The 23,144-nt window shown below is 72.7% G+C and carries 17 protein-coding genes; 8 read left to right on the plus strand and 9 right to left on the minus strand.

The window, feature by feature from the left end:
* Window positions 1-160: 160 nt before the first annotated feature.
* The 4 genes from AW270_RS31480 to AW270_RS31490 form a co-directional block, all read right to left on the minus strand.
* Window positions 161-424: a WhiB family transcriptional regulator gene (locus tag AW270_RS31480; RefSeq protein WP_030451771.1), complete on the minus strand. Its 264-nt coding sequence runs from the start codon at window positions 422-424 to the stop codon at window positions 161-163.
* A 125-nt stretch (window positions 425-549) separates the two neighbouring features.
* Entirely contained in the window at window positions 550-792 is a 243-nt protein-coding gene (locus AW270_RS39205) for a hypothetical protein (RefSeq protein WP_157522894.1), read from the minus strand.
* Window positions 793-926: 134 nt separating this feature from the next.
* Window positions 927-1,793 carry an acyl-CoA thioesterase gene (locus AW270_RS39210; protein WP_061299768.1) on the minus strand — a complete coding sequence of 289 codons (867 nt, stop codon included), beginning with the start codon at window positions 1,791-1,793 and terminating at the stop codon, window positions 927-929.
* Entirely contained in the window at window positions 1,790-3,829 is a 2,040-nt protein-coding gene (locus AW270_RS31490) for an ATP-dependent DNA helicase UvrD2 (RefSeq protein ID WP_061299769.1), read from the minus strand. The genes AW270_RS39210 and AW270_RS31490 overlap by 4 nt, the downstream gene beginning before the upstream one ends.
* A gap of 149 nt (window positions 3,830-3,978) precedes the next feature.
* Between AW270_RS31490 and AW270_RS31495 the strand changes: the two genes are divergently transcribed.
* The 4 genes from AW270_RS31495 to crcB are packed head-to-tail and all read left to right on the plus strand — an operon-like array spanning window position 3,979 to window position 6,080.
* On the plus strand, window positions 3,979-4,935 hold the full coding sequence (locus tag AW270_RS31495) for an alpha/beta hydrolase (protein WP_061299770.1): 957 nt from the start codon (window positions 3,979-3,981) through the stop codon (window positions 4,933-4,935).
* A 58-nt stretch (window positions 4,936-4,993) separates the two neighbouring features.
* Entirely contained in the window at window positions 4,994-5,245 is a 252-nt protein-coding gene (locus AW270_RS31500) for a mycoredoxin (protein ID WP_082801969.1), read from the plus strand.
* 17 nt (window positions 5,246-5,262) lie between these two features.
* Window positions 5,263-5,709 (plus strand): fluoride efflux transporter FluC, encoded by a 447-nt coding sequence (locus AW270_RS31505; protein ID WP_061299772.1) that lies wholly within the window; start codon window positions 5,263-5,265, stop codon window positions 5,707-5,709.
* Window positions 5,710-5,717: 8 nt separating this feature from the next.
* Window positions 5,718-6,080 carry a fluoride efflux transporter CrcB gene (gene crcB / locus AW270_RS31510; protein WP_061299873.1) on the plus strand — a complete coding sequence of 121 codons (363 nt, stop codon included), beginning with the start codon at window positions 5,718-5,720 and terminating at the stop codon, window positions 6,078-6,080.
* A gap of 4 nt (window positions 6,081-6,084) precedes the next feature.
* Here crcB and nudC read toward each other — a convergent pair whose 3' ends face one another.
* Window positions 6,085-7,005, minus strand: a complete 921-nt coding sequence (gene nudC / locus AW270_RS31515) for an NAD(+) diphosphatase (protein ID WP_439649091.1) — start codon at window positions 7,003-7,005, stop codon at window positions 6,085-6,087.
* 76 nt (window positions 7,006-7,081) lie between these two features.
* Here nudC and AW270_RS31520 point away from each other — a divergent pair, with 76 nt between their 5' ends.
* The 4 genes from AW270_RS31520 to AW270_RS31535 are packed head-to-tail and all read left to right on the plus strand — an operon-like array spanning window position 7,082 to window position 12,331.
* Window positions 7,082-8,215: an ATP-grasp domain-containing protein gene (locus AW270_RS31520; protein ID WP_245674950.1), complete on the plus strand. Its 1,134-nt coding sequence runs from the start codon at window positions 7,082-7,084 to the stop codon at window positions 8,213-8,215.
* On the plus strand, window positions 8,212-9,792 hold the full coding sequence (locus tag AW270_RS31525; protein WP_063819407.1) for an IucA/IucC family protein: 1,581 nt from the start codon (window positions 8,212-8,214) through the stop codon (window positions 9,790-9,792). The genes AW270_RS31520 and AW270_RS31525 overlap by 4 nt, the downstream gene beginning before the upstream one ends.
* Complete coding sequence (locus AW270_RS41545; RefSeq protein ID WP_061299774.1) at window positions 9,783-11,288, plus strand: IucA/IucC family protein; 1,506 nt, start codon at window positions 9,783-9,785, stop codon at window positions 11,286-11,288. The genes AW270_RS31525 and AW270_RS41545 overlap by 10 nt, the downstream gene beginning before the upstream one ends.
* The gene (locus AW270_RS31535; RefSeq protein ID WP_061299775.1) at window positions 11,285-12,331 is read left to right on the plus strand and encodes a type III PLP-dependent enzyme domain-containing protein; all 1,047 of its coding nucleotides are present in this window, start codon (window positions 11,285-11,287) and stop codon (window positions 12,329-12,331) included. The genes AW270_RS41545 and AW270_RS31535 overlap by 4 nt, the downstream gene beginning before the upstream one ends.
* On the opposite strand, the gene AW270_RS31540 is transcribed toward AW270_RS31535, so the two are convergent.
* The 4 genes from AW270_RS31540 to AW270_RS31555 form a co-directional block, all read right to left on the minus strand.
* Window positions 12,310-15,549: an ATP-dependent helicase gene (locus AW270_RS31540; RefSeq protein ID WP_061299776.1), complete on the minus strand. Its 3,240-nt coding sequence runs from the start codon at window positions 15,547-15,549 to the stop codon at window positions 12,310-12,312. The two genes, AW270_RS31535 and AW270_RS31540, sit on opposite strands and share 22 nt — an antisense overlap.
* The gene (locus tag AW270_RS31545) at window positions 15,543-18,707 is read right to left on the minus strand and encodes an ATP-dependent helicase (protein WP_061299777.1); all 3,165 of its coding nucleotides are present in this window, start codon (window positions 18,705-18,707) and stop codon (window positions 15,543-15,545) included. Before AW270_RS31545 ends, AW270_RS31540 begins: the two co-directional genes overlap by 7 nt.
* A 19-nt stretch (window positions 18,708-18,726) precedes the next feature.
* Window positions 18,727-20,178, minus strand: coding sequence for a beta-N-acetylhexosaminidase (locus AW270_RS31550; RefSeq protein ID WP_061299778.1), 1,452 nt, complete (start codon window positions 20,176-20,178; stop codon window positions 18,727-18,729).
* 76 nt (window positions 20,179-20,254) lie between these two features.
* Window positions 20,255-23,143: a CDP-glycerol glycerophosphotransferase family protein gene (locus AW270_RS31555; protein WP_061299779.1), complete on the minus strand. Its 2,889-nt coding sequence runs from the start codon at window positions 23,141-23,143 to the stop codon at window positions 20,255-20,257.
* Window position 23,144: the final 1 nt, after the last annotated feature.

Consider the following 23,144-nt stretch of genomic DNA (forward strand, 5'->3'; position numbering starts at 1 on the left):
GCTACCCGGCTGGCGAGGCGGTGCTCCGCGGCTTCCCGCTGGAGCCCTCGTATTCGCTCATCTACCAGTTCCTGGAAGAAATGTGGCGCCGAGGTGGTGTGGAAGGTCATCGGACTTCTCTTTTCTGTGGCTGTTCGTCGGTCGGGTGGTGAATTCGTCGTCAGAGCGGGAGCGGGGTCTTCCGCGGACGGCCACGGGGCCGCTTGCGCGGAACGACAGTGCCTCGCAGGATCAGCTCGCCGCCCCAGACACCCCAGGGCTCCTCACGCTCGAGGGCCCGGGCCAGGCAGGTCTCCCTGATGGGGCAGCCGCCGCAGAGCGCCTTCGCGAACTCGACGTCTTCGGGAGACTCGGCGAACCAGAGGTCGGGGTCGGTACGACAGGGGATCTCGGCTTCGATCAGGTCCATGACCGGGGCCGCCATCTGCGTCACCTCTTTGTGAATCGGGTTGGTCGTTTTGTCCTCTGCAGTGGGGGGATTCGAGGCCGGAAAACAAGAAGGCCGCGGATCCTGTGTGGGGATCCGCGGCCTGGAGGCTGATTGACCGGTCAGGTTGTGACTGGTCGACTCCAGGCAGGACGCGGACGCCCCACTCCACCGTTGCGGGTGGTGTGGACGGTCTGCTCGATACGCATGCGCCGGACTAGCTGGATCGGCGCGAAGGCGCGCTTGGCGCCGTGGGTGCCGCCGTCGACGCGCAGTTTGGCCTGCGGGCCATAACCGGACGCATCGGTGGCAGGGCATGCGGCGGCGAGCCACGGCGTGGCGCTCGAGAGAGTGATGTTCAGCACGGGGCTCACCTCCTGGTGGTTCTCATCGGGGGGCCGGACAGTACTGTCCGACTCGCATGTGCATGACCCTAAACGGCAAGCAGCCGAGTGGGCAACACATTTTCGACCTGCGATTTCACGGAAGTTTTCGGGGTTCAGCCAACCCGGATCAAGCACTCCTGGACGACCGACACGGCCAGTTCGCCGGAGGCGGTGAACATCTGGCCCTGGGCGAGCCCGCGCGCGCCTCCGGACCAGGGGGATTCCTGCGCGTACAGGATCCAGTCGTCGGCGCGGATCGGGCGGTGGAACCACATGGCGTGGTCGAGCGAGGCGCCGGAGATGTTCGACGGGCCCCAGGCCAGGCCGTGGGCCAACAACACTGTGTCCACGAGGGTGTAGTCGCTCGCGTAGGCGGCCAGGACGACGTGGAGCAGGGGGTCGTCGGGGAGGTCGGCGTCGTAGCGGAACCAGACCTGGTTCTCCGGGCCGATCAGGCTCGGGTCGCGGTTGGCCTCCCACGTGAGCGGGGTGACGTACCGGGCGTCGAGCGGGCGGGGGCGCGACAGCCAGGCCGACCACTGGGGGTCGTCGCCGATGAGCCTGCGCAGGCGCTCGTGGAGCGGGGCGAGCGTCTCGGCGGGCGGGACCTCGGGCATCACCGCCGCCTGGTGGTGGACGCCCTCCTCCTCGATGTGGAAGGAGGCGGACATCGTGAAGATGACCTTGCCGTGCTGGACGGCGACCACGCGGCGGGTGCTGAACGAACGCCCGTCGCGGACGCGGTCGACCGTGTAGACGATCGGCACGGCCGGGTCGCCGGGACGGATGAAGTAGGCGTGCAGCGAGTGGACCTGGCGTTCGCGGCCGACCGTGCGGGCCGCGGCCATGAGAGCCTGGGCGGCGACCTGGCCGCCGAAGACCCGCTGGAAGCTCTCCTCGGGACTGCGGCCACGGAAGATGTCGAGCTCGATCTGCTCGAGGTCGAGCAGGTCGAGCAACTCCTTGAGGGCGGAGTTCACGAGGCCTCCAGGCGGCGTCGGACGAGGGAGAGTACGGCATGACCGTATCGCTCCAGTTTGACGCGGCCGATCCCGGCTATCGCCAGGAGGGCCTCCTCGGTCGCCGGGGCGCGTTCGGCGATGGCCTGGAGGGTGACGTCGGTGAACACGACGTAGCTCGGTACCTTCGCCTCCTTGGCGGCTTCGGCGCGCCACGCCTTGAGTTCCTCCAGCAGCGCCTCGTCGTATTCGGCGGGGCAGGTCGCGCAGCGGCCGAGCTTCTGCTCGGGGCCCGTGGCCAGGGTGCGGGCGCAGATCCGGCAGGTCACGGGGGCGGCGACGGTCCTTCTGGCCGGCTGGGGGAAGGAGGGGGGCGGGGCGGAGGGCGTGCCGGAGAGGCTTTCGACGAAGCGCGACGGGCGGCGGGATCGACGGCCGCCGGGTGAGCGGGCCAGGGCCCACGACAGGTTCAGGTGGACGCGGGCCCGGGTGATCCCCACATAGAGGAGGCGGCGCTCCTCCTCGATCTGGTCGGGGGTCTCGGCGTACACGATCGGGAGCATGCCCTCGGTGAGGCCGATGAGGAAGACGGCGTCCCATTCGAGGCCCTTGGCGGCGTGGAGCGAGGCCAGGGTGACGCCCTCGACGGGCGGGGCGTGCTGCTCGGCGGCGCGGCGTTCCAGGTCGGCGACGAACGCGGGCAGGTCGCCGCCCCGGGCGGCCAGGTCCTCGGCGAGCTCGGCGATGGCGTTGAGCGACTCCCACTTCGCGCGGGCGGTGCCGCCGCCCGGACGCTCCGGGGTCAGCCCGATGCCGGCCAGGATCGCGTGGACGGCCGGCGCCAGCGGCTCCTCGTCGTTGGCCGAGCGGGCGGCGCCGCGCAGCAGGACCACGGCCTGGCGCACCTCGGGACGCTCGAAGAAGCGCTCGGCGCCGCGCAGCAGGTAGGGGACGCCCGCCTGGGTGAAGGCCTGTTCGTAGGCCTCCGACTGCGCGTTGACCCGGAACAGCACGGCGATCTCCCGCGCCGGGACGCCGTCGGCCATCAGCTTCTTGACCCGCAGCGCCACGCCCAGCGCCTCGGCGGGCTCGTCGTCGTATTCGGTGAAGACCGGTTCGGGGCCCTGCTCGCGCTGGGCGACCAGCTCCAGGCGGTGGGGGCTGCGGGCCATCACCCGGTTGGCCAGCGTGACCACCTCGGGGGTCGAGCGGTAGTCGCGCACCAGCCTGACGACCGCCGCGTTGGGGTGTTCGACGCCGAAGCCGGTCAGGAAATGAGGGCTGGCGCCGGTGAAGCTGTAGATCGTCTGGTTGGGGTCGCCGACCACGCAGACGTCGTCGCGGCCGCCGAGCCAGGTGTCGAGCAGGAGCTTCTGGAGCGGGTTGACGTCCTGGTATTCGTCGACCACGAAGTAGCGGTACTGCGAGCGGATCTGGGCGGCGACCTCGCGGTGCTCGGTCATCACGGCGGCGGTGAGTTCGAGGATGGTCTCGAAGTCGACCAGGTGGCGGGCGCGGCGGAGCTTCTCGTACTGGTCGAAGAGGCGGGCGAGCTCCTCGGCCGGGATCGGCGGGGTGCGGCGGGCCTTGGCGGCGGCGGCCGGATAGTCCTCGGGGGCGTGCTGGGTGACCTTGGCCCACTCGATCTCGCTGGCGACGTCGCGGAGCTCGGCGCGGTCGGGGTTGCGGCGCAGCATCCGGGCCGCCTCGATCAGCAGCGGCAGCTTCGACTCGATCACCTGGGGCGGGTCGCCGCCGATGACGCGCGGCCAGAAGTAGGTGAGCTGACGCAGCGCGGCGGCGTGGAAGGTGCGCGCCTGGACGCCGGGCGCGCCGAGCTCGCGCAGCCGGTGGCGGAGCTCCCCGGCGGCGCGGGTGGTGAACGTCACAGCCAGCACGCTGGGCGCGTCGGCGATACCGGTTCGCACCGCATGGGCGATCCGGTGGGTGATGGCCCTGGTCTTGCCGGTCCCCGCCCCGGCCAGCACGCACACCGGCCCGCGCAGGGTTTCGGCCACCGCGCGCTGCTCGGGATCGAGGCCCGAAAGGACGTCCAAATAAGGCTCCCAACGTGCGCGGCGGGTGATCTGCTGGCATCATCCTTGCAGCACCCGGCCAAGCGCGTCTCAAGAGCCGGGCTGCCACAGGCAAAGAGGGAGCGTTCCCGGCGGGCACGACGGGGCGCGCGCGGGGAGGTTTCAGACCGTTGAAGAAAGCGGCCGTCGCCGGTGCGCTCGCACTCGCCGCCCTTGGTCTCAGCGTTCCGGTGAGCGCCCACGCGACCACCGTCAGCCCGCAGCCGACGGCCTCGGTCTCGCCGACGCCGAGCCCGTCGTCGTCGACGGCCCCGTCGCCCTCGCCGAGCACGACCTCGACGCCGCCGCCGGTGCAGGAGCGCAAGACGCTCGTCAAGTACGGCAGGCACGTCAAGCAGCGGATGGACGTCTACTGGCGCGCCAACGACCCGCTGACCCGCCCCGTCGTGTTCATGATCCACGGCGGCTGGTGGTCGGGCGGCGACAAGGCCTACATGAAGGCCGTCACCCGCAGCTACTTCGACCTCGGCTACGTCGTGGTCAACATCAACTACCGCCTGTCGGGTGACGCGAGGTGGCCGGCGCAGCGCGACGACGCGCTCGACGCGATCGCCACCGCGCGCCTGATGGCGGGCCAGTTCGGCCTCGACGCCGACCGCTACGCCATCATCGGCTTCTCGGCCGGGGGCCACATCGCCGCGTCGGTGGGCACCTACGGCGACGGCCTGCCCGGGTTACGCGCGGTCGTCGGCGTCTCGCCGGTCATCTCCCCGCTGAGCGCCTACGCCGACGGCGGCGCCGACGCCACCCACGAGCAGCGCAAGCTCCGCCAGGCCGCCGTGGCGCTGGCCGGAGGCTGCCGCCCCACCCGGTGCCCGCGCGTCTGGTCGAGCATGGAGGTGCCGTTCCACGCCTCCGCGGGTGACGCGCCGATGCTCAGCGTCCACTCGACCAGGGAGTTCGTGCCGCCCTACCAGAGCGAACTGCTGCGCGAGTCGCTGGCGCCCTACGGGGTGAACATGTCGGTCCGGAAGTACCCTGGCCACTACCACAGCTCGCCGCTCTTCCGGGAGCCCGGTGTGGCCGAGACGATCCAGACGTGGGTCATCGGACATCTGGCGTACTAGTGGGAAGATGAGTGCCATCCGTTGTGTTGGCAATGTCTGCCGACAGAAAGGGACGACAATGGCGCTCACGGTATACACCACCACGTGGTGTGGCCCATGCAAGCGGCTCAAGAGCCAGCTCACCCGCGAGGGCATCGCCTACCGGGAGGTCGACGTCGAAGCCGATCCCCAGGCGGCCTCGTTCGTGGAGAGCGTCAACAAGGGCAACCGCGTCGTCCCGACCGTGGTCTTCCCGGACGGCAGCGCGGCGACCAACCCCTCGGTGATCGAGGTCAAGCGCCGTCTCGAGTCGCTGGGCCAGTCGATCTAGTCGCCTCTCGACGACCGATGCGCGAACCGGTCGACCCCGACGTCGATCTCCATGTGCCCGCTCAGCGGAGCGAGCTGTCCTGGCCGACGATCGGGGCGATCTCGGCCGGTGGGGTCGCGGGGTCTCTGGTCCGCTACGGACTGGGGGTGCTCTTCCCGAGCGCCCCCGGTTTCCCGTGGACGACCCTCGCGATCAACGTCACCGGATGCCTGCTGATCGGCGTGCTCATGGTGGCGATCACCGAGATCTGGTCCGCGCCCCCGTGGGTGCGCCCGCTGCTGGGGGTCGGCGTGCTGGGCGGCTACACCACGTTCTCGACCTACATCGCCGACGTCGGCCTGCTGTTCGACGGCGGCGCGCCCCGGGAGGCGCTGATCTACCTGCTGGTCACGCCGCTGCTGGCGCTGGCCGCCGTGTGGGCGGGCGCGGCGGCGACCCGGCGGCTCGGGGGGAGAGCCCGGTGACCGGTCTGCTGACCGCGCTGCTGGTGGCGGCGGGGGCGGCGGTCGGCGCGCCGCTGCGTTACCTGACCGACCGGTACATCCAGTCGCGCCACGACAGCGTGTTCCCGTGGGGGACGTTCGGAGTCAACCTGGCCGGGTCGGCCCTGCTCGGCTTCCTGGTCGCGCTGCCCGCCGACGGCGCGGTGAGGGCGCTGGCCGGGATCGGCTTCTGCGGGGCCCTCACCACCTATTCGACGTTCAGCTACGAGACGCTGCGGCTGGTCCAGGAAGGGGCGCGGTTCGCAGCCGCGGCCAACGTCGTGGCGAGCGTCGCGGGCGGGCTGGGGGCCGGGGTGTGCGGGGTGCTGCTCGCCCGCGCCGTCACCGGGTGACGGGTCAGCGGCTCCAGGTCCCCTCGCCGTCGATCGCCGAGCCGTACCAGGTCTCGATCAGGCGTCTGGCGATGGAGACGGGGGGCGGGATGCGGAGCTCGCCGGTGGCCATGGCGACGCGCATCTCCTCGCGGGTGAACCAGCGGGCCTCGGCGATCTCCTTCGGGTCGAGGGTCAGCTCGCTGTCGAGGGCGCGGGCGAAGAAGCCCAGCATCAGGCTCCTCGGGAACGGCCACGGCTGGCTGCCGAGGTAGCGGGGGTCGGCCACCCGTACGCCCACTTCCTCGAAGACCTCCCGGGCCAGGGCCGCCTCCAGGGACTCCCCCGGCTCGACGAAACCGGCCAGGACCGACATGCGGCCCTCGGGCCACTGCGGGCCGCGGGCCAGCAGGATCCGGTCGTCGTGGTCGCGGATCAGCATGATCACGGCGGGGTCGACGCGGGGGAAGTGCTGGCTGCCGTCGTTGGGGCAGACGCGGACGTGGCCGCCCTGGGTGACCGTCGTCTCGGCGCCGCACCGCGGGCAGAAGCGGTGGGTCGAGTGCCACGCCTCCAGCGCCACGGCGTAGACGAACAGGCCGGCGTCACGGTCGTCGAGCAGGGAACCGGCCTCGCGCAGGCCGGCCGCGTCGGCGTCGGCGGGCAGCTGCGCCGAGACGGAGAAGTAGGCGACCCCGTCGGCGACGCCCAGCAGGTGGCGCCGGCCCTCGGGGGCCCGGTCGGTCGGGAGCAGGACGATCGTGGCCTCGTCGCCGCTCCGCTTGATCATCGTCTGACCGTCGGAGATCACCAGGACCCGGGTGGACGGATCACTCCACACCCGGTCGAGCCAGGCGGGGTCGTGCCGGAGCTGGGCGGATCGGTCGATGGTGCTTCGGCTGAGCAGCAGGGGGCCCAAGAGCCCCTCGGTGATGTCCACAGGGATATCCTTGCGTATTGCCGCACGCCGACGGCTGTACCCCAGTACAGTTCTAGAGGTTAGGTAAGCCTTACCTCAGGGGATGCACTTGCGGCTGTACCTCACTTCGCTCAACCCCACCGACTCGGTCTCGCGGGGATTCCTGCCCGCCGCCAAGGCCCTCGGCTGGGAGATCACCGTCCTGACCGACCACCCCGGCTCCTATCCCGGGTACGACGTGATCGACACCGACGTCCGTGACCCGAAGACCGTCATCGACGTGATCGCGCGCCACCACCGGCCGGACGTGATCTTCTCCAACTCCGACCACCTCCAGGTCGAGACCGCTCTGGCCGCCGACTACTTCGGCCTGCCGGGCAAGGACTGGCGGGCCTGCCTGACCGCCAAGAACAAGGCGCTCACCCGGCGCGCGCTCGGCGACGTGCGCTCGGCCCGGCTGGTGCCGGGCGAACCGCTGCCCGACGTGGACCTCCCCGTCGTGCTGAAACCGCGCGAGGGGGTGGCCAGCGAGGACGTCGTGCTGGTCAGGGAGGGCCTCCGCGAGAAGGCCGAGGACATCTGGACCCGGCGGCCGGGGGCCGTGCTGGTCGCGGAGGAGTACCTCGACGGGCCGCTGATGACCCTTGAGACGCTGGGCGACGGGCGGACGACCAGGATCCTCGGCGGGTTCCGCACCACCCTCGGCCCGCTGCCCCACTTCGTGGAGGAGCGGCTCGACTGGTCGCCGGACCTGCCGGGGGCCGCCGAGGTGCTGGCCCGGCTCGACGCCATGAACGTCGGATTCGGCGCCTGTCACACCGAATACGTCCTGACCGACGAGGGGCCGAGGATCGTCGAGGTCAACTACCGGGTCATCGGCGACAACTGCGACCTGCTGCTGGCCGACCACCTCGACGTGCCGCTGTTCGAGTGGATCCTGCGGGTGCACGCCGGCGAACCCGCCCCCGAGGTGCCACAGGTGACCGGGCACGCCGCCACGATCAGCGTGCTGGCCACCCGGTCGGGCACGATCATGAAGGCGCCCCGGGAGCTCACCGGGTCCCACGAGGACGTGCGGCTCTGGCACCTGCCGCTGAAGGAGGCCGGGCAGCCGGTCTCGGTGACCCACACCAACCGCGACTACCTGGCGCTGCTGCGCGCGGTCGGGCCCGATCCCGGCGCCGTCGACGCGGCGGCCAAGGCCTTCCTGGACGCCCACCCCTGGGTGGTCGCGTGACGAACGCCACTGCGGTGCGGGTGGGGCGGGAGACCTACCTGGCGGCGCGGGTGCTCAACGCTCTCGTCCGGGAGAACGTGGGAGGTCTCGCGGGCCGGTTGAGCTGGGACAAGGCGGGCGCCTACGTGCCGCTGTCGGCCTCCCGCCGGGTGCGGCTCGCGCCGGGGTTCCCCTCCGGTGGCCTCGACGGGCTGTTCCAGGACTTCACCGTCGCGCCGGGCGAGCGGCTGCGGCTGCGCGAGGTGCTGGCGACGCTGGGCCGGATCGCCGACCCGGCCGACGCCGAGGGGGTGGCGGCCTTCCGTGAGGAGTGCCGCCAGACGCTGACCGGCCTGGAGCTGCTCGACCGCCACCGCGCGTCGGTGGAGGACCGGCTGCCCGAGCTCGGGCAGATCCGCTACGAGGTACTGGCCGCGTTCACCGACCACCCGATCTACCCGACCGCGCGCTGCCGCCACGGGCTGAGCGAGGAGGAGCTGCTCGCCTACGCGCCCGAGTTCGCGCCGCGCTTCACCCTGCGCTGGGCGGCCGTGCCAGGAGCGGGGCCCGTTCCGGAGTTCTTCCCCTCGTTCGCCGCCGTCGGGCTGCCGCCCGGCCTGGCCGCGACCCATCGCCTCTTCCCGGTGCATCCGCTGTCGCTGCCGCGCGTGAACGCCGTGGTCGCGCCGCTGGACTTCCTGCCGGTACGCCCCACGCTGTCGATGCGGACCGTCGAGGTCGCGCCGCGCACCCACCTGAAGATGCCGCTCGCCACCGCGACGCTCGGCGCGCGCAACCGGCGGTCGATCAAGCCGGGTGTGCTCGACGACGGCGCCCGTGCCGAACGGCTGCTCGCCGAGGTCCTCGACCGGCATCCGGGGATGCGGGTGTGCCTGGCCGGGGAGCAGGAGTTCGCCCATTCGGGCGATGAGTTCCTGGCCTGGATGGCCCGGCGGCTGCCCGAGGGCGAGATCGTGTCGGTGGCCGCGCTGACCGTGCCGGGCGTCGCCGAAGCGCTGGCCGACCGCCACTACCGGGGCGACGCCGAGGCGCTCCTCACCGACTACCTCCGGGCGCTGCTGAGCTGGAACGTCGCCCTGTTCGTCCGCTACGGCGTCGCATTGGAGGCGCACCAGCAGAACCTCGCGCTGGTCTTCGGCGACGGGCCCATGCGGCTGCTGGTCAAGGACAACGACGGGCTGCTGGCCTCCCCCGACCACCTGGCCGCCGCCGGGATCGACGTGCCCGCCTTCGCCGACGAGCGCATGCTCACCGGCGACCCCCACGCGCTGGCCGACGTGTTCGTCACGATCACCCTGCATCTCGCCGCCGCCGCGGTGACCCTGCGGCCCGGCCTGGTCAGGGCCGTGCTGGCCGAGACGCTGGCGGCCTACGGCGACCACCCGATGGCCCGGCTGCTGCGCAACCGCACCCTGGAGGCCGCCCGGCTGGTCGGCAAGAGCATGGTCACCGCCGGGAGCCTGGTCTCCAAGGCCCGGTCGGGGGCCAAGGACATCAACAAGTTCTACGGGACCAGCGGCCCGAACTATCTCCGCCCCGTCGATCAGAGAAGGGGGTCCCCCGGCCCATGTACATAGACGTCGCGGAGCGCGCCACCGTCGCGGCTCTGTTCCGGTGCTGCGTCCGCGAGTTGCCCGGCCAGGCGTTCCCGGCGGGGGCGTACACGATGGTGCGGGTCGGCGGGGTGTGGCTCAGGGCGCTGACCGGCGGCGGGACGGCCGTCCGCCTCAGCGGCCCGCAGCGCCTGACCGGTTCGGCGTGGGAGCCGCTGACGTCGGCCGATCTGGTGGAGCTGATCGGGCGGGAGCTCCCGGGCGTCAACGGGGAGTTCGCCGAGCAGGTGACCGGGAGCCGGAAGGTCATCGAGCGGGTGCTGGCGGCGCGGGCCCACGCGAAGCCGCCCGCCGACCCGTGGATGGCCTCCGAGCAGGAACTCGTGTTCGGGCACCCGTTCCACCCGGCGCCCAAGGCGCGGGAGGCGGTCAAGGGCGACTGGATCGACTACGCGCCCGAGGCGCACGCCACCTTCCCGCTGCGGCTGCTGGCGGTCCGCGAGGACCTGGTCGTCGAAGAGGGCGACGTGAGCGCCGTCGACCGGATCCCGGCGGAGGTGCCGCCGGGCTACCGGCTGCTGCCGGTGCATCCCTGGCAGTACGAGCTGATCCAGCCGCCCCTCGGCGATTCGGGGCTGCTCGACCTGGGGTGGGCCGACCACGAGGTGCTGCCGACGTCGTCGGTGCGGACCGTCTACGACCCGCTGCTCGACAAGTGCCTCAAGTTCTCCCTCGACGTGCGGATCACCAACTGCGTGCGGAAGAACGCCTGGTACGAGCTGTCGGGCGCGGTCGAGCTGTCACGGCGGCTGGCGCCGGTCTTCGCCGCCCTCACCGAGCGGTTCCCGGGGACCCGGTGGCTGCCGGAGCCCGGCTACCGGAGCGTCGACCTCGGCAGGGAGATGCTCGAAGGGCTCGGGGTGCTGGTGCGGTGCAGCCCTCACGGGCGGTGCGGGCCGGGGGTGACGCCGGTGCTCGCGGGGGCGCTGGCGCTGCGCGACATCGGGGGCGGCGACCCCGTGTCGTGGTGGCGGGCCTACGTCGAGGTGGTCGCGCTGCCGGTGCTGGAGGCCTACTTCCGGCACGGGGTGGTGCTGGAGCCGCATCTGCAGAACGTGCTCGTCGGGCTCGACCCGGCCGGGTGGCCGGTGCAGGCGGTGTTCCGGGACCTGGAGGGGACCAAGCTCGTCGGGCACGACCTGGCGGGGGTGCCCGGGGAGGTGGCGGCGGCGATGACGTACACGCCGGAGAAGGGATGGGACCGGGTGGTCTACTGCCTGGTCGTCAACCATCTGGCCGAGATCGCGGCCTCGCTGGGGGCGCCGCTGGAGACGTTGTGGGGCGTGGCGGCGGAGGAGATCTCCGCCTACGGCGACTCGATCGGGTGGCCGGAACCCCTCCGGCGGCTCATGTCGGGGGTGCCGCTGCCGGCCAAGGCCAACCTGACCGTGCGGTGGGCGCGGCGGGCCGATCGGGCGGCGACGTACGTGCCGGTGGCGAACCCGCTGGTGGTCGCGTGACCGCCGAGCTCCGGGAGATCGCCGGGCGTCTGGGTGACGTCCCGGCCTACGTGTACGACCTCGCCGCGCTCGACGCGCACGCCGCCCGGGTCCGGGAGGCCATGCGCGGGACCGAGGTCTACTACGCCGTCAAGGCCAACCCCGACCCGGCGGTCCTGCGGACCCTCGCGCCCCACGTCGACGGGTTCGAGGTGTCGTCGGGCGGCGAGTTCGACCACGTCTCGGCGCTGTTCCCGGGCAGGCGGCTGGCCTTCGGCGGGCCGGGGAAGACCGCCGCCGACCTGGCCCGCAGGCCCTACCGGTTCCATGTGGAGAGCCCCCGGGAGCTCGACCTGCTCACCGGGGACGTGCTGCTGCGGGTGAATCTCCGGGTGGCCTCGGAGGGCGCCGCGCTGGCGATGAGCGGGCCGTTCGGGATGGACCCGGAGATGGTGGCCGAGTGCAGGAACAGGTCCGGAGATTTCCGGATCAGGGGCATCCACGCCCACCTCGCCAGCGGCCTCGACGCCCCCGCCCTCCTCGGCCTGGCCAAGACGATCGCCGACCACGCCCTTCCCGGCGAGGAGATGTGCGTCGGGGGCGGGATGGCCGTCGACTACACCGATCCGGCGAACGTCTTCGACTGGGAGACCTACGGCGAGGGCCTGCGCGGTCTGGGCAGGCCGGTGATCAGGATCGAGCCCGGCCGGGCCATGACCGCCTACTGCGGCTGGTACCTGACGAAGGTCCTCGACGTGAAGCGCGTCCACGGCGAGCTGTTCGCCGTCCTCACCGGCGGCACCCACCATCTCCGCACCCCGGTGACCAAGGGCCACGACCAGCCCTTCACGGTCTTCGGCTCAGCGGGCCAGGACGAGGAGATCACCCTCGTCGGCCAGCTCTGCACCCCGAAGGACGTCTTCGCCCGCCGGGTCAGGGCCGCGCTGCGGCCGGGTGACGTCGTGGCCTTCGCGATGGCGGGGGCCTACGCGTACAACATCTCCCACCACGACTTCCTGATGCACCCGAAGCCGGAGTTCCACTACGTCTCGGGGATGCCGTAGATCAGCGCCGTCAGGTCGTCGAGGTCCATGAGGTCGACCGGCCGGACGGTGCGGTTCTCCAGCACGTAGTGGAAGGCCGCGCCGACCCGCGTCACCGGCACCTCGGCCAGCTTCGACCAGGCCAGCCGGTAGGCCGCGAGCTGGATGGCCTGGATGCGGGCGGCGGCGGAGTTGCGCGGCCGGTGCCCGGTCTTCCAGTCGACGACCACGTAGCCGCCGTCCCGCCACGGGAAGACGGCGTCCATGCGTCCCCGGACCAGCCGGTCGGCGATCACGGTCTCGAACGGGACCTCCAGGTCGACGGGCGTGCGGTCGGCCCACTCGCTCTCCTCGAACCGCTCCTGGAGTTCGCGGAGCTGGTTGTCGGCCTCGTTGACCTCGTCGGCCGCGCCGGGCAGGTCGAGTTCGTCGATGAGCCGCTGCTGGCCCCACCGGGTCTCCAGCCAGCGGTGGAAGGAGGTGCCCCGCCGGGCCAGCGGCGCGGGCTTGTGCGGCAGCGGGCGGCGGACCTCCCGGGCGTACGCGGAGGGGTCCTTGGCCAGCGACACCAGCGAGGAGACCGACAGGCGCAGCGGCAGTTCGACGAGGTTGCCCTCCCGGCGGCGGTCGCGCTCGCGCAGCAGCAGCGTCGTGTCGCGCGCCCACGACTGCATGCGCTCCTGCTCCCACTGGCGCAGTTCGCCGACGCCCTCCTCGTCGAGCCCGTCGAGGGCCTCCCGGATGAACCTGGCCCCTTCGGCGATCCCGTCGCGGACGGCCACCGAGGGCCAGTCGGCGGTGGCGGGCTCGGCCAGCAGTGGGTTCTCCACGGCGTCGTCCTCGGTCCAGACCGGGACCGTGGACGCGGTGTCGCGCACCTCCAGCAGGAACCGCGACGGCTCCAGCGGCCGGGACGCGGTCCCCCACCGGTAGCCCGAGGCGATCAGCAGGTAGTGCGCCCTGGTCACCGCCACGTAGGCCAGCCGGCGTTCCTCCCGCAGGTCACGCTCCCGGCAGGCCTCGTCGAAGGCGGCCAGGTCCTCCTTGGCCAGCCCTTCGAGGGCGGGCAGGTCGCGGGCGTCGCCCCGCAGCGCGTAGGGCAGTTTGCGCGGGTTGTCGGTCCACCGCGAGTTGGTCACCGGGGTCGCCGGGAAGATGCTGCCCCGGGCCAGCCCGCCGGCCGCCGTGGTCACCTCCGACAGGCCGGGCACGATCACGATCGGCCATTCGAGGCCCTTGGAGGCGTGCACGGTCATCAGCTTGACGCTGTTGGTCTCGCCCACCCGGCCGCCTTCCAGGCCGAACTCCTCGGTCTCGGCGGCCTTGAGATAGGCCAGGAACGCCCCGAGCGTCGGGTCCTCCGCGTCGCCGGCGAACCGGGCCGCCGCGTCGAGGAAGGCGTCGAGGTCGGCGCGGGCGGCCAGCGGGCTGCCGCCCCGGGAGGCCACCTCGACGTCGAGGCCGGTCCGGCGTTCGACCTCGGAGATCAGGTCGGGCAGCGGCAGCCCGGCGTGGGAGCGCAGGGTCCGCAGCTCCAGGGCGAGCACCGGCAGCCGCTCGCGGGCCAGCGGGGAGAAGGGGTCGAGCCAGTCGGGCCGGTCGGGCAGCTCGTCGAGGGCGTCGATGATGCTGCCGCGTTCGGACTCCAGGTCGGCGACCACCTGGTCGAGCGGGTCGCTGGGCCGCCCGCCGCGCTGGTCGCGCTCGCGGTTGAGCTCCCGGGACAGGTCGCCGAGCTGTTTCAGGTCGGCCGGGCCGATGCGCCAGCGCGGCCCCGCCAGCAGCCGGATCAGGGCGTCGCCGGCGGTGGGGTCGTACATGACCCGGAGGGTGGAGACGATGTCGGCCACCTCGGGCACGGTGAGGAGCCCGCCGAGCCCGACCACCTCGACCGGGATGCCGCGCGCCTCCAGCGCCCGGCGCAGGGTGGGGAACTGCGAGCGCTTGCGCGCCAGGATCGCCACGTCGCCGGGCTGGATCGCCGGTCCCTGACGGGGCTTGCTCCGCTCGCCCTCCCCCCACGGAAGGCCGTCGGGCGCGATCTCCAGGCCCAGCTGCCTCTGCACGCCCTCCGCGATCCACTCGGCCTCGTCGTGAGCGGTGGCATGGTAGGCGGCCACCACGCGCCCCCGGTCGGCCCGGTTCTCCCCCGGCGTCAGCACGGGCACCTCGGCGGTCTCCCGCCGCAGGTCGGTCTGGACCCGGGCGGCGACGTCGAGGACCCGCTCGCCGTTGCGGAAGCTGATCGACAGCTGCCGGACCGGCGCGGGCTCCCCCTGGACGGTCGGGAAGTCGTGCGGGAACCGGGACAGGTTGCCCGCCGAGGCCCCGCGCCAGCCGTAGATCGACTGGCAGGGGTCGCCGACGGCCGTGACGGGGTGCCCGCCCCGGAACAGCGACCGCAGCAATACGAGCTGGGCGTGGCTGGTGTCCTGGTATTCGTCGAGCAGCACGACCGTGAAGCGCTCGCGCTCGACCTCGCCGACCTCGTCGTGCCGGGAGGCGATGCGGGCGGCCAGCGCCATCTGGTCGCCGTAGTCGATCACCTCGCGGGCCTGCTTGAGCCGCTGGTACGCCTCAACGAGCGGCAGCAGCTGCTCGCGCATGGCCTGGATCTGCACCGGCTTGCGCTGGGCCGCGGTGACCCGGCCCGGGAGCAGCGCCAGCCGTTCGGCCCAGCGCTTCCCGTAGTCGCGGACCTCGCCGGCGGTGGTCAGGTGTTCGGCCATCTCCCCGGCCAGGTCGAGCACGGCGGCGGTGACGCTCGGGGGGCCGAGGTCGACCTGGTCCATCGGGCCGTCGTACTGGCCGACCACGCGGGCCGCCATCTGCCAGGCGACGGCCGGGGTGACCAGGCGCATCGTCGGTTCCATCGCCTCGCGCAGGGCGTTGTCGGTGACCAGGCGGGCGGCGAAGGCGTGGTAGGTCGAGATCGTCGGCTCGACCTCCAGGTCCATCGGCGTCTCGGTCTTCTCGGCGAGGGTCGTCAGCCGCTTGTGCACGCGCTCGGCGAGCTCGGCCGCCGCCTTGCGGGTGAAGGTGAGGCCGAGGATCTGCTCGGGCTTGGCGAAGCCGTTGGCGACGAGCCAGACGACCCGCCCGGCCATGGTCTCGGACTTGCCCGACCCGGCCCCGGCGATGACGACCATCGGCCCGAGGTCGGCGGAGATCACGGCGGCCTGCTCGGCGGTGGGCGGTGGCACTCCCAGCGTCGCCGCCAGGTCGAACGGGCTCAGCACACCTGGCCCCCGCCGTCGTTCACCGGGCACGACAGCCGGGCCGCGCAGGTGCGGCAGCCGTCGTTGACCTTGGCCACGAACAGGTTGGCCGACATCCCGGCCGCGACCGTGGTGACCAGGTCGTTGGCCCACTCTGGGTCGACGTCGTCGCGGAGCGGGATCTGCGACTGCTCCTTGGCCAGCGGGCCCGTGCCGGCCGCCTTGCCGACCTGGAGCAGCGCGGCCCCGCCGGGCTCGGTCATGCCGTGGCGCTCGAACGCGCCCAGCACGGTCGCGAGCTGGTAGACGCCGAGCTGCGGGTGGCGGTCGAGCTCGTCGTCGCGCGGCTTGGCGGTGCCGGTCTTGATGTCGATGATGACCGCCCGGCCGTCGCCGTCGCGCTCCACCCGGTCGACCCGGCCCTTGATGACGACCCCGTCAGAGACCACCTGGGTGAACGACTCCTCGAAGCCGACCAGCTCGCGCGGGTTCTCCCGGTGCCAGGTGAGGAAGCGGTCGACCATCTTCTCGGCGACGTGACGCTGCTTGCGGTTGAACCAGATGCCGCCGAAGTCGAGCTCGTCCCACACGTCGTCGAGCCGTTTGGCCAGCTCGTCGGTGGAGTGTTCCTCGGCCGCGAGGACGGCGATGGCGTGGATGACGTTGCCGAAGACCTGGGGGACGCTCTCGCCGCCCGTGCCGACCGCCGTCTCCAGGATCCACCGCAGGCCGCACTTGGTGAACTTCTCCACCGCCGACGGCGAGATCTGGACCACCCCGTCGGGCCAGCCGAGAGGGCGGTCGTCGGAGATCTCGGTGAGGGCGTACCAGGTCTTGGGGTCGGCCCCCGGCACGCCCTCGTCGGCGAGCCGGGCGAGGTGGCGGGCGGCGGCGCGGCGCATCGGCTCGGGCCTGGTCGGGTCGCAGACGGCCGCGCGCAGGTCGGCCACCAGGGCGGGCATGCTGAGCCAGCGGGCCCGGTCGTCGACGGTGGCGTTCTCCAGGCCGCCGGGCACGAGCTCGTTGAGGAACCGGGAGGGGCGCTCCTCGGCGTCCTCGCCGCCGACCGCGGTGACGACGATCCTGGTCCGGGCCCGGGTGGCGGCGACGTAGAACAGCCGGCGCTCCTCGGCCAGCATCTTGGCGCCGAGCGCGGCCCTGACCTGGTCGGTGCCGTCGAGCGCGACCCCGCCGGAGACCTCGACCAGCGACTCGACGCCCAGCAGCGACCCGCGCACCCGCAGGTCGGGCCAGACGCCCTCCTGCACCCCGGCGGCGACGACGACGTCCCATTCGAGGCCCTTGGAGCGGTGGGCGGTGAGGATGCGGACGGCCTCGCCGTCGGGCGCCTGGGCGGCCAGCGAGTCGGCCGGGATCTCCTGGGCCATCAGGTCGTCGACGAACACCTCGACCCCGGCCTGCGGCAGCCGGTCGACGAACTTGGCGACGTAGTCGAACAGGTTCACCACGGCGTCGAGGTCGCGGTCGGCCTGGCCGCCCCGCGCGCCGCCGCCGAGGCTGGAGTGGGTCCAGCGGTCGGACAGGCCGCTGGCCTTCCAGACCTCCCAGAGCGCGTCCTCGGCCGACATCTCCTGGACCACGGTCTCGCGGGCGGTGGCGAGCAGGTCGGCCAGCCTCTGCGCCGGACCGGCGACATGGGGTTCCAGCAGGATCAGCTCGCGCGGGTCCTGCACCGCCGCCACCAGCAGCTCGTCACTCGATCTCGGCGGTACGGCCCCCGCCTCGTGCTCGGCGATCCGCAGCCCGCGCCGCAGCCGGCGGACCCCGATCATGTCGGTGCCCCCGAGCGGGCCGGTCAGCAGCTCCTCGGCGGTGGCCACGTCGAGCGACTCGGGCCGCGCCGCCGCCTTCAGCAGCAGGATGAACGGCCGCACGCCCGGCTCGGTGATCAGCGGCCCCTCGTCGCCCGTGACGACCACGGGCACCCCCGCCGTCTGGAGCGCCCGGCGCAGCATCGGCACCTGCCGGGTGGCGCTGCGCACCAGCACCGCCATCCGCTGCCACGGCACGCCGTCGAGCAGATGCGCCCGGCGCAGCGTGTCGGCGACCACGGCGGCCTCCTGGGCGACGCTGTCGGCGATCACGACCCGGACCGACCCGGGCTCCAGCCCCTCGACGGCGTGGATGTCCCGGTGGGGCGCGTCGCGCATGCCGCGCGGCACCGGCAGCCGGGCGGCCACCCGGCGGGAGGCGGCCAGCAGGTCCTCGCCGCTGCGGCGGCAGGTGCGCAGCGCCACGATCGGCGCGGGCCGGTCGTCGAGGGTCCGGAACCGCTCGGGGAAGTCGAGGATGTTCTGCACCTCGGCGCCCCGGAAGCCGTAGATGGCCTGGTCGGGGTCGCCGACCACGATGAGGTCGCGGCCGTCTCCGGCCAGGCCGCGCAGCAGCGCCTCCTGGGCCGGGTCGGTGTCCTGGTATTCGTCCACGAACACCACGTCGTAGGCCGAGCGTTCGCGATCGCGCACGGGACCGTCGGCCAGCAGCGCGGCGGCCTCCCTGACCAGTTCGGCGTAGTCGAGCGTCCAGATCGGGTCGAGGTCGAACCGCTCCTGGTAGCGGGCGGCGAACCGGCCCACCGCCACCCAGTCGGAGCGCCCGTGGGTGTGGCCCAGCTCGACGAGTGCGCGCCCGTCGAGGCCGCGCTCGCGGGCGCGGGCCAGGAAGTCGCGGACCTCCTCGGCGAACCCGCGGGTCTTGAGCCACTCGCGCATCGCCTCGGGCCACCGCGTGGCGCCGTCCTCCAGCTCGCCGTGGAGCAGGCGGCGCACCTCCAGCAGCTGTTCGGGGCCGGTGAGCAGCCGGGGCGGCGGCTGGCCCGCTTCGAGGGCCTCGCGGCGCAGCAGGGCGAAGGCGTAGCTGTGGAAGGTCAGCGCGAGCGGGGTGCGGGTGGTGCGGCGCAGCCGCGCGGTCACACGGTCGCGCAGGTCCCCGGCGGCGCGGCGGCTGAAGGTCAGCACGAGGACGCGCTCGGGGTCGATCCCCCGCGCCTCGACCCGGTCGACGACGCTCTCGACTATGGTGGTCGTCTTCCCGGCGCCCGGCCCGGCCAGCACGAGCAACGGCCCGCTCTCATGTGCCACCACGGCCCGCTGGTGCTCGTCGAGCACAGGACCGGGCCCACGCCCCACGCCCCCACGCCGCACCAGCCGGTAGTTCATAACCCGTCATTTCATCACGTCACGGCCACGTGATGCGCGGCGAACGGTGGTAGTCGACCCCCCATCGGTCCCAGACGGTCGCAATCGGGGCCAGACGGGCCGCGAACGCGTCGAACGAGCGCTCACCCTGCGGCGTCCACGCGACCTCGGCGACGGCCGGGAGGCGGGGGAAGGCGAGGTGCTCGACGTCGTCGAGGGTGACGACGGTCTCGGTCCACAGGGCCATCTCGACGCCCTCGATCCGGTCTTCGCCGACGCCGTCGATCAGGGTCGCCGGGTCCCAGTCGTAGGCGTCGTCGATCTCGGTGGTGCCGGCCCAGGTCTGGCCGATCCGGGTCGTGTCGTCGTACTTCATGTCGAGGTAGACCTTGCTCGCCGGGGACATGATGACCCTCGCCCCCTGGGCGACCGCGCGTTCGACGTCCTCGGGGCCGCCGTTGGTCTGCCAGTACTGGACCAGCGAGCCGGGCGGCAGCGCGGTCTTGCCCGCCTCCTGCCAGGCGACGACCTGCTTGCGGTTGGCGGTCACCGCGTGGGCGGCCTGCTCGACGATCTGGGCGTATTCGGCGTCGCTGAGCTTCTCGACCTCGTCGCCGCCGATGTGCACGTAGGGCCCGACGGTGCGCAGGGCCACCTCGGTCAGCACCTTGGTGAGGAAGCGCTCCGTCTCGGGTTTCCCCGGGCACAGCGCCGAGAACCCGACCTTGATCCCCGTGTACGGTTCGGGCGCCACCCCGTCGCAGTTGAGCTCCGGGAGGGAGGCCAGGGCGGCGTTGGTGTGGCCGGGCAGGTCGATCTCGGGCACGACCGTGATGAAGCGCAGCCCGGCGTACGCGGCGATGTCCATGTACTGCTCGACCGTGTAGAACCCGCCGGGCCCGCCGCCCACCTCGGTCGAGCCGCCGACCTCGGTCAGCTCGGGACGGCCGGGGATCGCGACCCGCCAGCCCTGGTCGTCGGTCAGGTGCAGGTGCAGGACGTTGAGCTTGTAGGCGGCCATCAGGTCGATGAAGCGCTTGACGTCCTCGACCGGGCGGAAGTGCCGGGCCACGTCGAGCATCGCGCCGCGCCAGCGGAAGCGGGGCCGGTCGGAGATCCGCACCCCCGGGACGGTCCGGTCGCGGGCGAGCTGCCGGAGGGTCTGCACGCCCCGGAACAGCCCCTCGACGGTCGCGGCGCTGATCCGCGCGCCGTTCTCGTCGGCGGTCAGCTCATAGCCCTCAGGCCCGGCCTGGGCGGCGTCGAGGTCGAGTTTGATCCGGCCGCCCGCGCCGAGAGCGAGCTCCACCCCGGTGTCGGCCAGCACCCCGCTGACCACGAAACCGCCGATCGTCGCGTCCGGCGCGGTCACCACGTCGCCGGAGGCCAGGGTGAAGCCTTCGCCCTGCCGGGTCACCGAGGCGGGATAGGGCACCAGGGAGAGCTGGGGTTCCGCCGGGGTACCCGAACCGCACGACGTCACCGAAATCACCAGTCCCAACAGAAGCCGCCGCCACACGACCCTCATTGGACCATGTGACGGCGGCAACTGGAAAGTTTCTTTAACGTTATCCGGTGAAGACGTGGTCGACCAGGCGGGCCGTCGCCTTCCCGGAGTCGTGCGGGGCGTACGTCCGGGCGAAGGCCAGATACCGGTCGGCGAGCCGGACCGACACCGAGTCGATGGTGCGCAGCACCTCGACCACCTCGGCCGAGCTGGCCAGGCGCGGGCCGGGCCGCTGGGCCTCCAGGTCGAGGTACAGACCCCGGCTGTTGCGGTACTTGTCCAGGTCGGGCGTGAACAGCACGACCGGCCGTCCGGTGGCCACGAAGTCGAACAGGCACGACGAGTAGTCCGTCACCAGCACGTCGGCGACGAGCATCAGGTCGGCCATGTCGGGATAGGTGGTCACGTCGATCGCGAACCCGCCGAGCGACTGGACGTGCGGGAACGCCTGCATCATGTGCCCGCGCACCAGGATCACGTGGTCGTCGCCCAGCGCCCGCTGCGCGTCGGCCAGGTCGAGCTTGACCGAGGCGTTGCGGCGGTCCCAGTCACGGAAGGTCGGGGCGTACAGCACGACCCGCTTGCCCTCAGGGATGCCCAGGCGGCGGCGGATGGCCGGGGCCAGCGCGTCGCGGTCGAACAGCACGTCGTTGCGCGGGTTGCCGCATTCGAGGATCTCGCCCTCGTAGCCGAACGCCTTGCGCAGGACGCCCGAGGCCCACGGCGACTGCGAGATCAGCAGGTCCCACTGGCGGACCTCGGTGGTCTGGCGGGCGTACACCGGCGGGCGCGGCTCGCGCCGCATGTGGGGCAGGTCGCGGCCGATGTGCTTGACCGGGGTGCCGTGCCAGGTCTGGACGTAGACCTGGTCGTCCCTGGCCCGGAACCACTGCGGCAGGAACTGGTTGGCCACGATGTAGCGGGCGCGGGCCAGGGCCTCGTAGTGCTCCCGGCTGCCCTCCCGCACGACCGTCGGCACGATGCCCTCGCCGAGCCCCAGCTCCGCCGAGCCCGGCGGCACGAAGGCGCCGTCGCGGACGACCCAGATGTGCTCGCCCTCGTCGCCCCGGCGCACCCGCTCCTCGTAGATGGCGCGCGGGTTGTCGGAGTAGGACCGGCCGTCGAAGGAGGCGTAGACCGTGGCCTCGCGGATCGGCTTGGCCTTCTCGGCCGGGTAGAACGTGCGGCTGAGCGCCCACACCCCGGCCGCGCTGCGCTCGTCGCCGGGCCGCTCCTCGGCCGCCACCAGGACGGGCACGTCGTAGCGGGTGGCGACGAACCGGTAGACCCGGCCGCCGACGGTCCGCTGCTCCTCGTCCAGGGTGGCGAGGGCGGCGTGGTCGACGCGGACGGGGACCATCGCGGGGCCGTACTTGCCGGGCGGGGCCACCGACATCGTCCAGGTGCCCTCGCTCAGCGCGGTGGTGGCGGCGAAGCGGGGCATCGCGCCGGGCGCGAACTCCACCGAGAAGGCGGTGCCCTCGCGGCGCAGCGGCACCCGGTAGGTCAGCCCGCCCCGGTGCCGCAGCACCAGGTCGCGCTCGCCCGCCTCGGCCGGGTATTCGCCCTTGAGCTCCAGCGCGCCGTCGCGCCAGGCCATGCTCTTGATGACCGGCAGCACCTTGTGGCCCGAGACGACCACGCGGTCGCGCCGGTCGCCCTGGACGGTGATCTCGCGGTCGCCCAGCAGCAGCCGGGTCTCCGGGGTGCCCTCCAGCATGACCGAGGCCGCCGGGTCGCCCTTCGGCTCGACCCACAGCCGCCGCGCGTCGGCGGTCAGCAGGGTCTGCACGCCCAGCGAGAGCGAGAAGACGCTGCCGCCCTCGGCGGGGGTGAACTCGGCCGGCATGCGGTGGCCGCCGACGCGGGCCTTGCCCTTGTCCACGGGACGCCCCGGCAGGAAGCCGGTCAGCTCGATCTGATCGCCGTCGATCTTGACGCCGGTCAGCTCGGCCCGGGTGGGCTGGAGCACGATCTGGAGCGCCTTGTCGGAGGTCCAGACCGGCCGCACCCACCAGCGGTCGCGGGTCTTGAGACCGGCGGGCCGCTCGACCCGGCCGATGGACGGACCCCGCAGCACGCCCTTGGCGCGGGCGGCCCGCGACCAGATCACGATCTCGGCCCGCCAGGTGGTGGTGTCCTGGACGGTGTGGCGCCGCTTGATCATCCGCTTGGCGCCGCGGACCATCGCCCGCAGCCCGGCCCGCCAGCGCAGCGAGAACGGGTTGAGCTCGGCCTGGAAGCCGGCCCAGTCGTAGTTGCAGCCGGGTTCCTTGGCGTCGTGGGTGGCCTCGGGCCGGAAGACGCGGGTGGTCTTCATCGTGACCGGCGGCAGCCAGCGCGGCCCCCGCAGCACCACGGTGGCCCGGTTGAACCGCCGGGACCGCACGGAGAGCCCGGCCAGGTAGGCGTGGCCGGTGACGCGGAGCGTGCCGCCTTCCCAGGTGATGTCGTCGATCTGGGTGACCGGCACCATGTCGGCGGGCCGCAGGCGCAGCAGCGACTGGTCGTCGACCTCGACGGGGAGGTCGGCGTACCAGCGCAGGCCCTTGCGGACGCGGCGGGACGGCTCGGCGGCCGCGGCGGCCAGCTTGGCCAGCGCGTCGCCGTCGGCCAGCGCCTTGGCGTCGGCGGTCTCGACCAGGTGGAAGGCCACCCTCCGGCCGACCGGCAGGTCGCGCTTGACCTTGGGGTCGACGGAGGCCAGGTAGGGGCGCAGCACCTCGATGGCCTGGGCCCGGCGGGCGGGGCCGCGCTTGGCGGCGGCGTCGAGCCGGGCGCCCAGGCAGCCGGCCAGCACCTCGGCGTCGAGCCGGGCGCGCTCGGCGCCCGTCAGGCCCTCCGCGCGGACGAGCTCCACCAGGGCGTCGAGTGGCTCGCCCCGGTCATAGAGCTCCTGGACAGCCCGCAGTCGATCGGCGACGGAATCGCCCTGGCGAGCGGGTGTCATA

This window comes from Herbidospora cretacea, from assembly GCF_001570605.1.
In the GTDB taxonomy this organism is placed as follows: Bacteria; Actinomycetota; Actinomycetes; order Streptosporangiales; family Streptosporangiaceae; genus Herbidospora; species Herbidospora cretacea.

What these genes read in the sequence shown, in the direction of transcription:
- AW270_RS31480 (WP_030451771.1), bottom strand. Translation starts at nt 424, where the DNA reads ATGGCGGCCCCGGTCATGGACCTGATCGAAGCCGAGATCCCCTGTCGT.
- AW270_RS31500 (WP_082801969.1), top strand. Translation starts at nt 4,994, where the DNA reads ATGGCGCTCACGGTATACACCACCACGTGGTGTGGCCCATGCAAGCGG.
- AW270_RS31505 (WP_061299772.1), top strand. Translation starts at nt 5,263, where the DNA reads ATGCGCGAACCGGTCGACCCCGACGTCGATCTCCATGTGCCCGCTCAG.
- AW270_RS31520 (WP_245674950.1), top strand. Translation starts at nt 7,082, where the DNA reads ATGCACTTGCGGCTGTACCTCACTTCGCTCAACCCCACCGACTCGGTC.
- AW270_RS41545 (WP_061299774.1), top strand. Translation starts at nt 9,783, where the DNA reads ATGTACATAGACGTCGCGGAGCGCGCCACCGTCGCGGCTCTGTTCCGG.
- AW270_RS31545 (WP_061299777.1), bottom strand. Translation starts at nt 18,707, where the DNA reads ATGAACTACCGGCTGGTGCGGCGTGGGGGCGTGGGGCGTGGGCCCGGT.
- AW270_RS31555 (WP_061299779.1), bottom strand. Translation starts at nt 23,143, where the DNA reads ATGACACCCGCTCGCCAGGGCGATTCCGTCGCCGATCGACTGCGGGCT.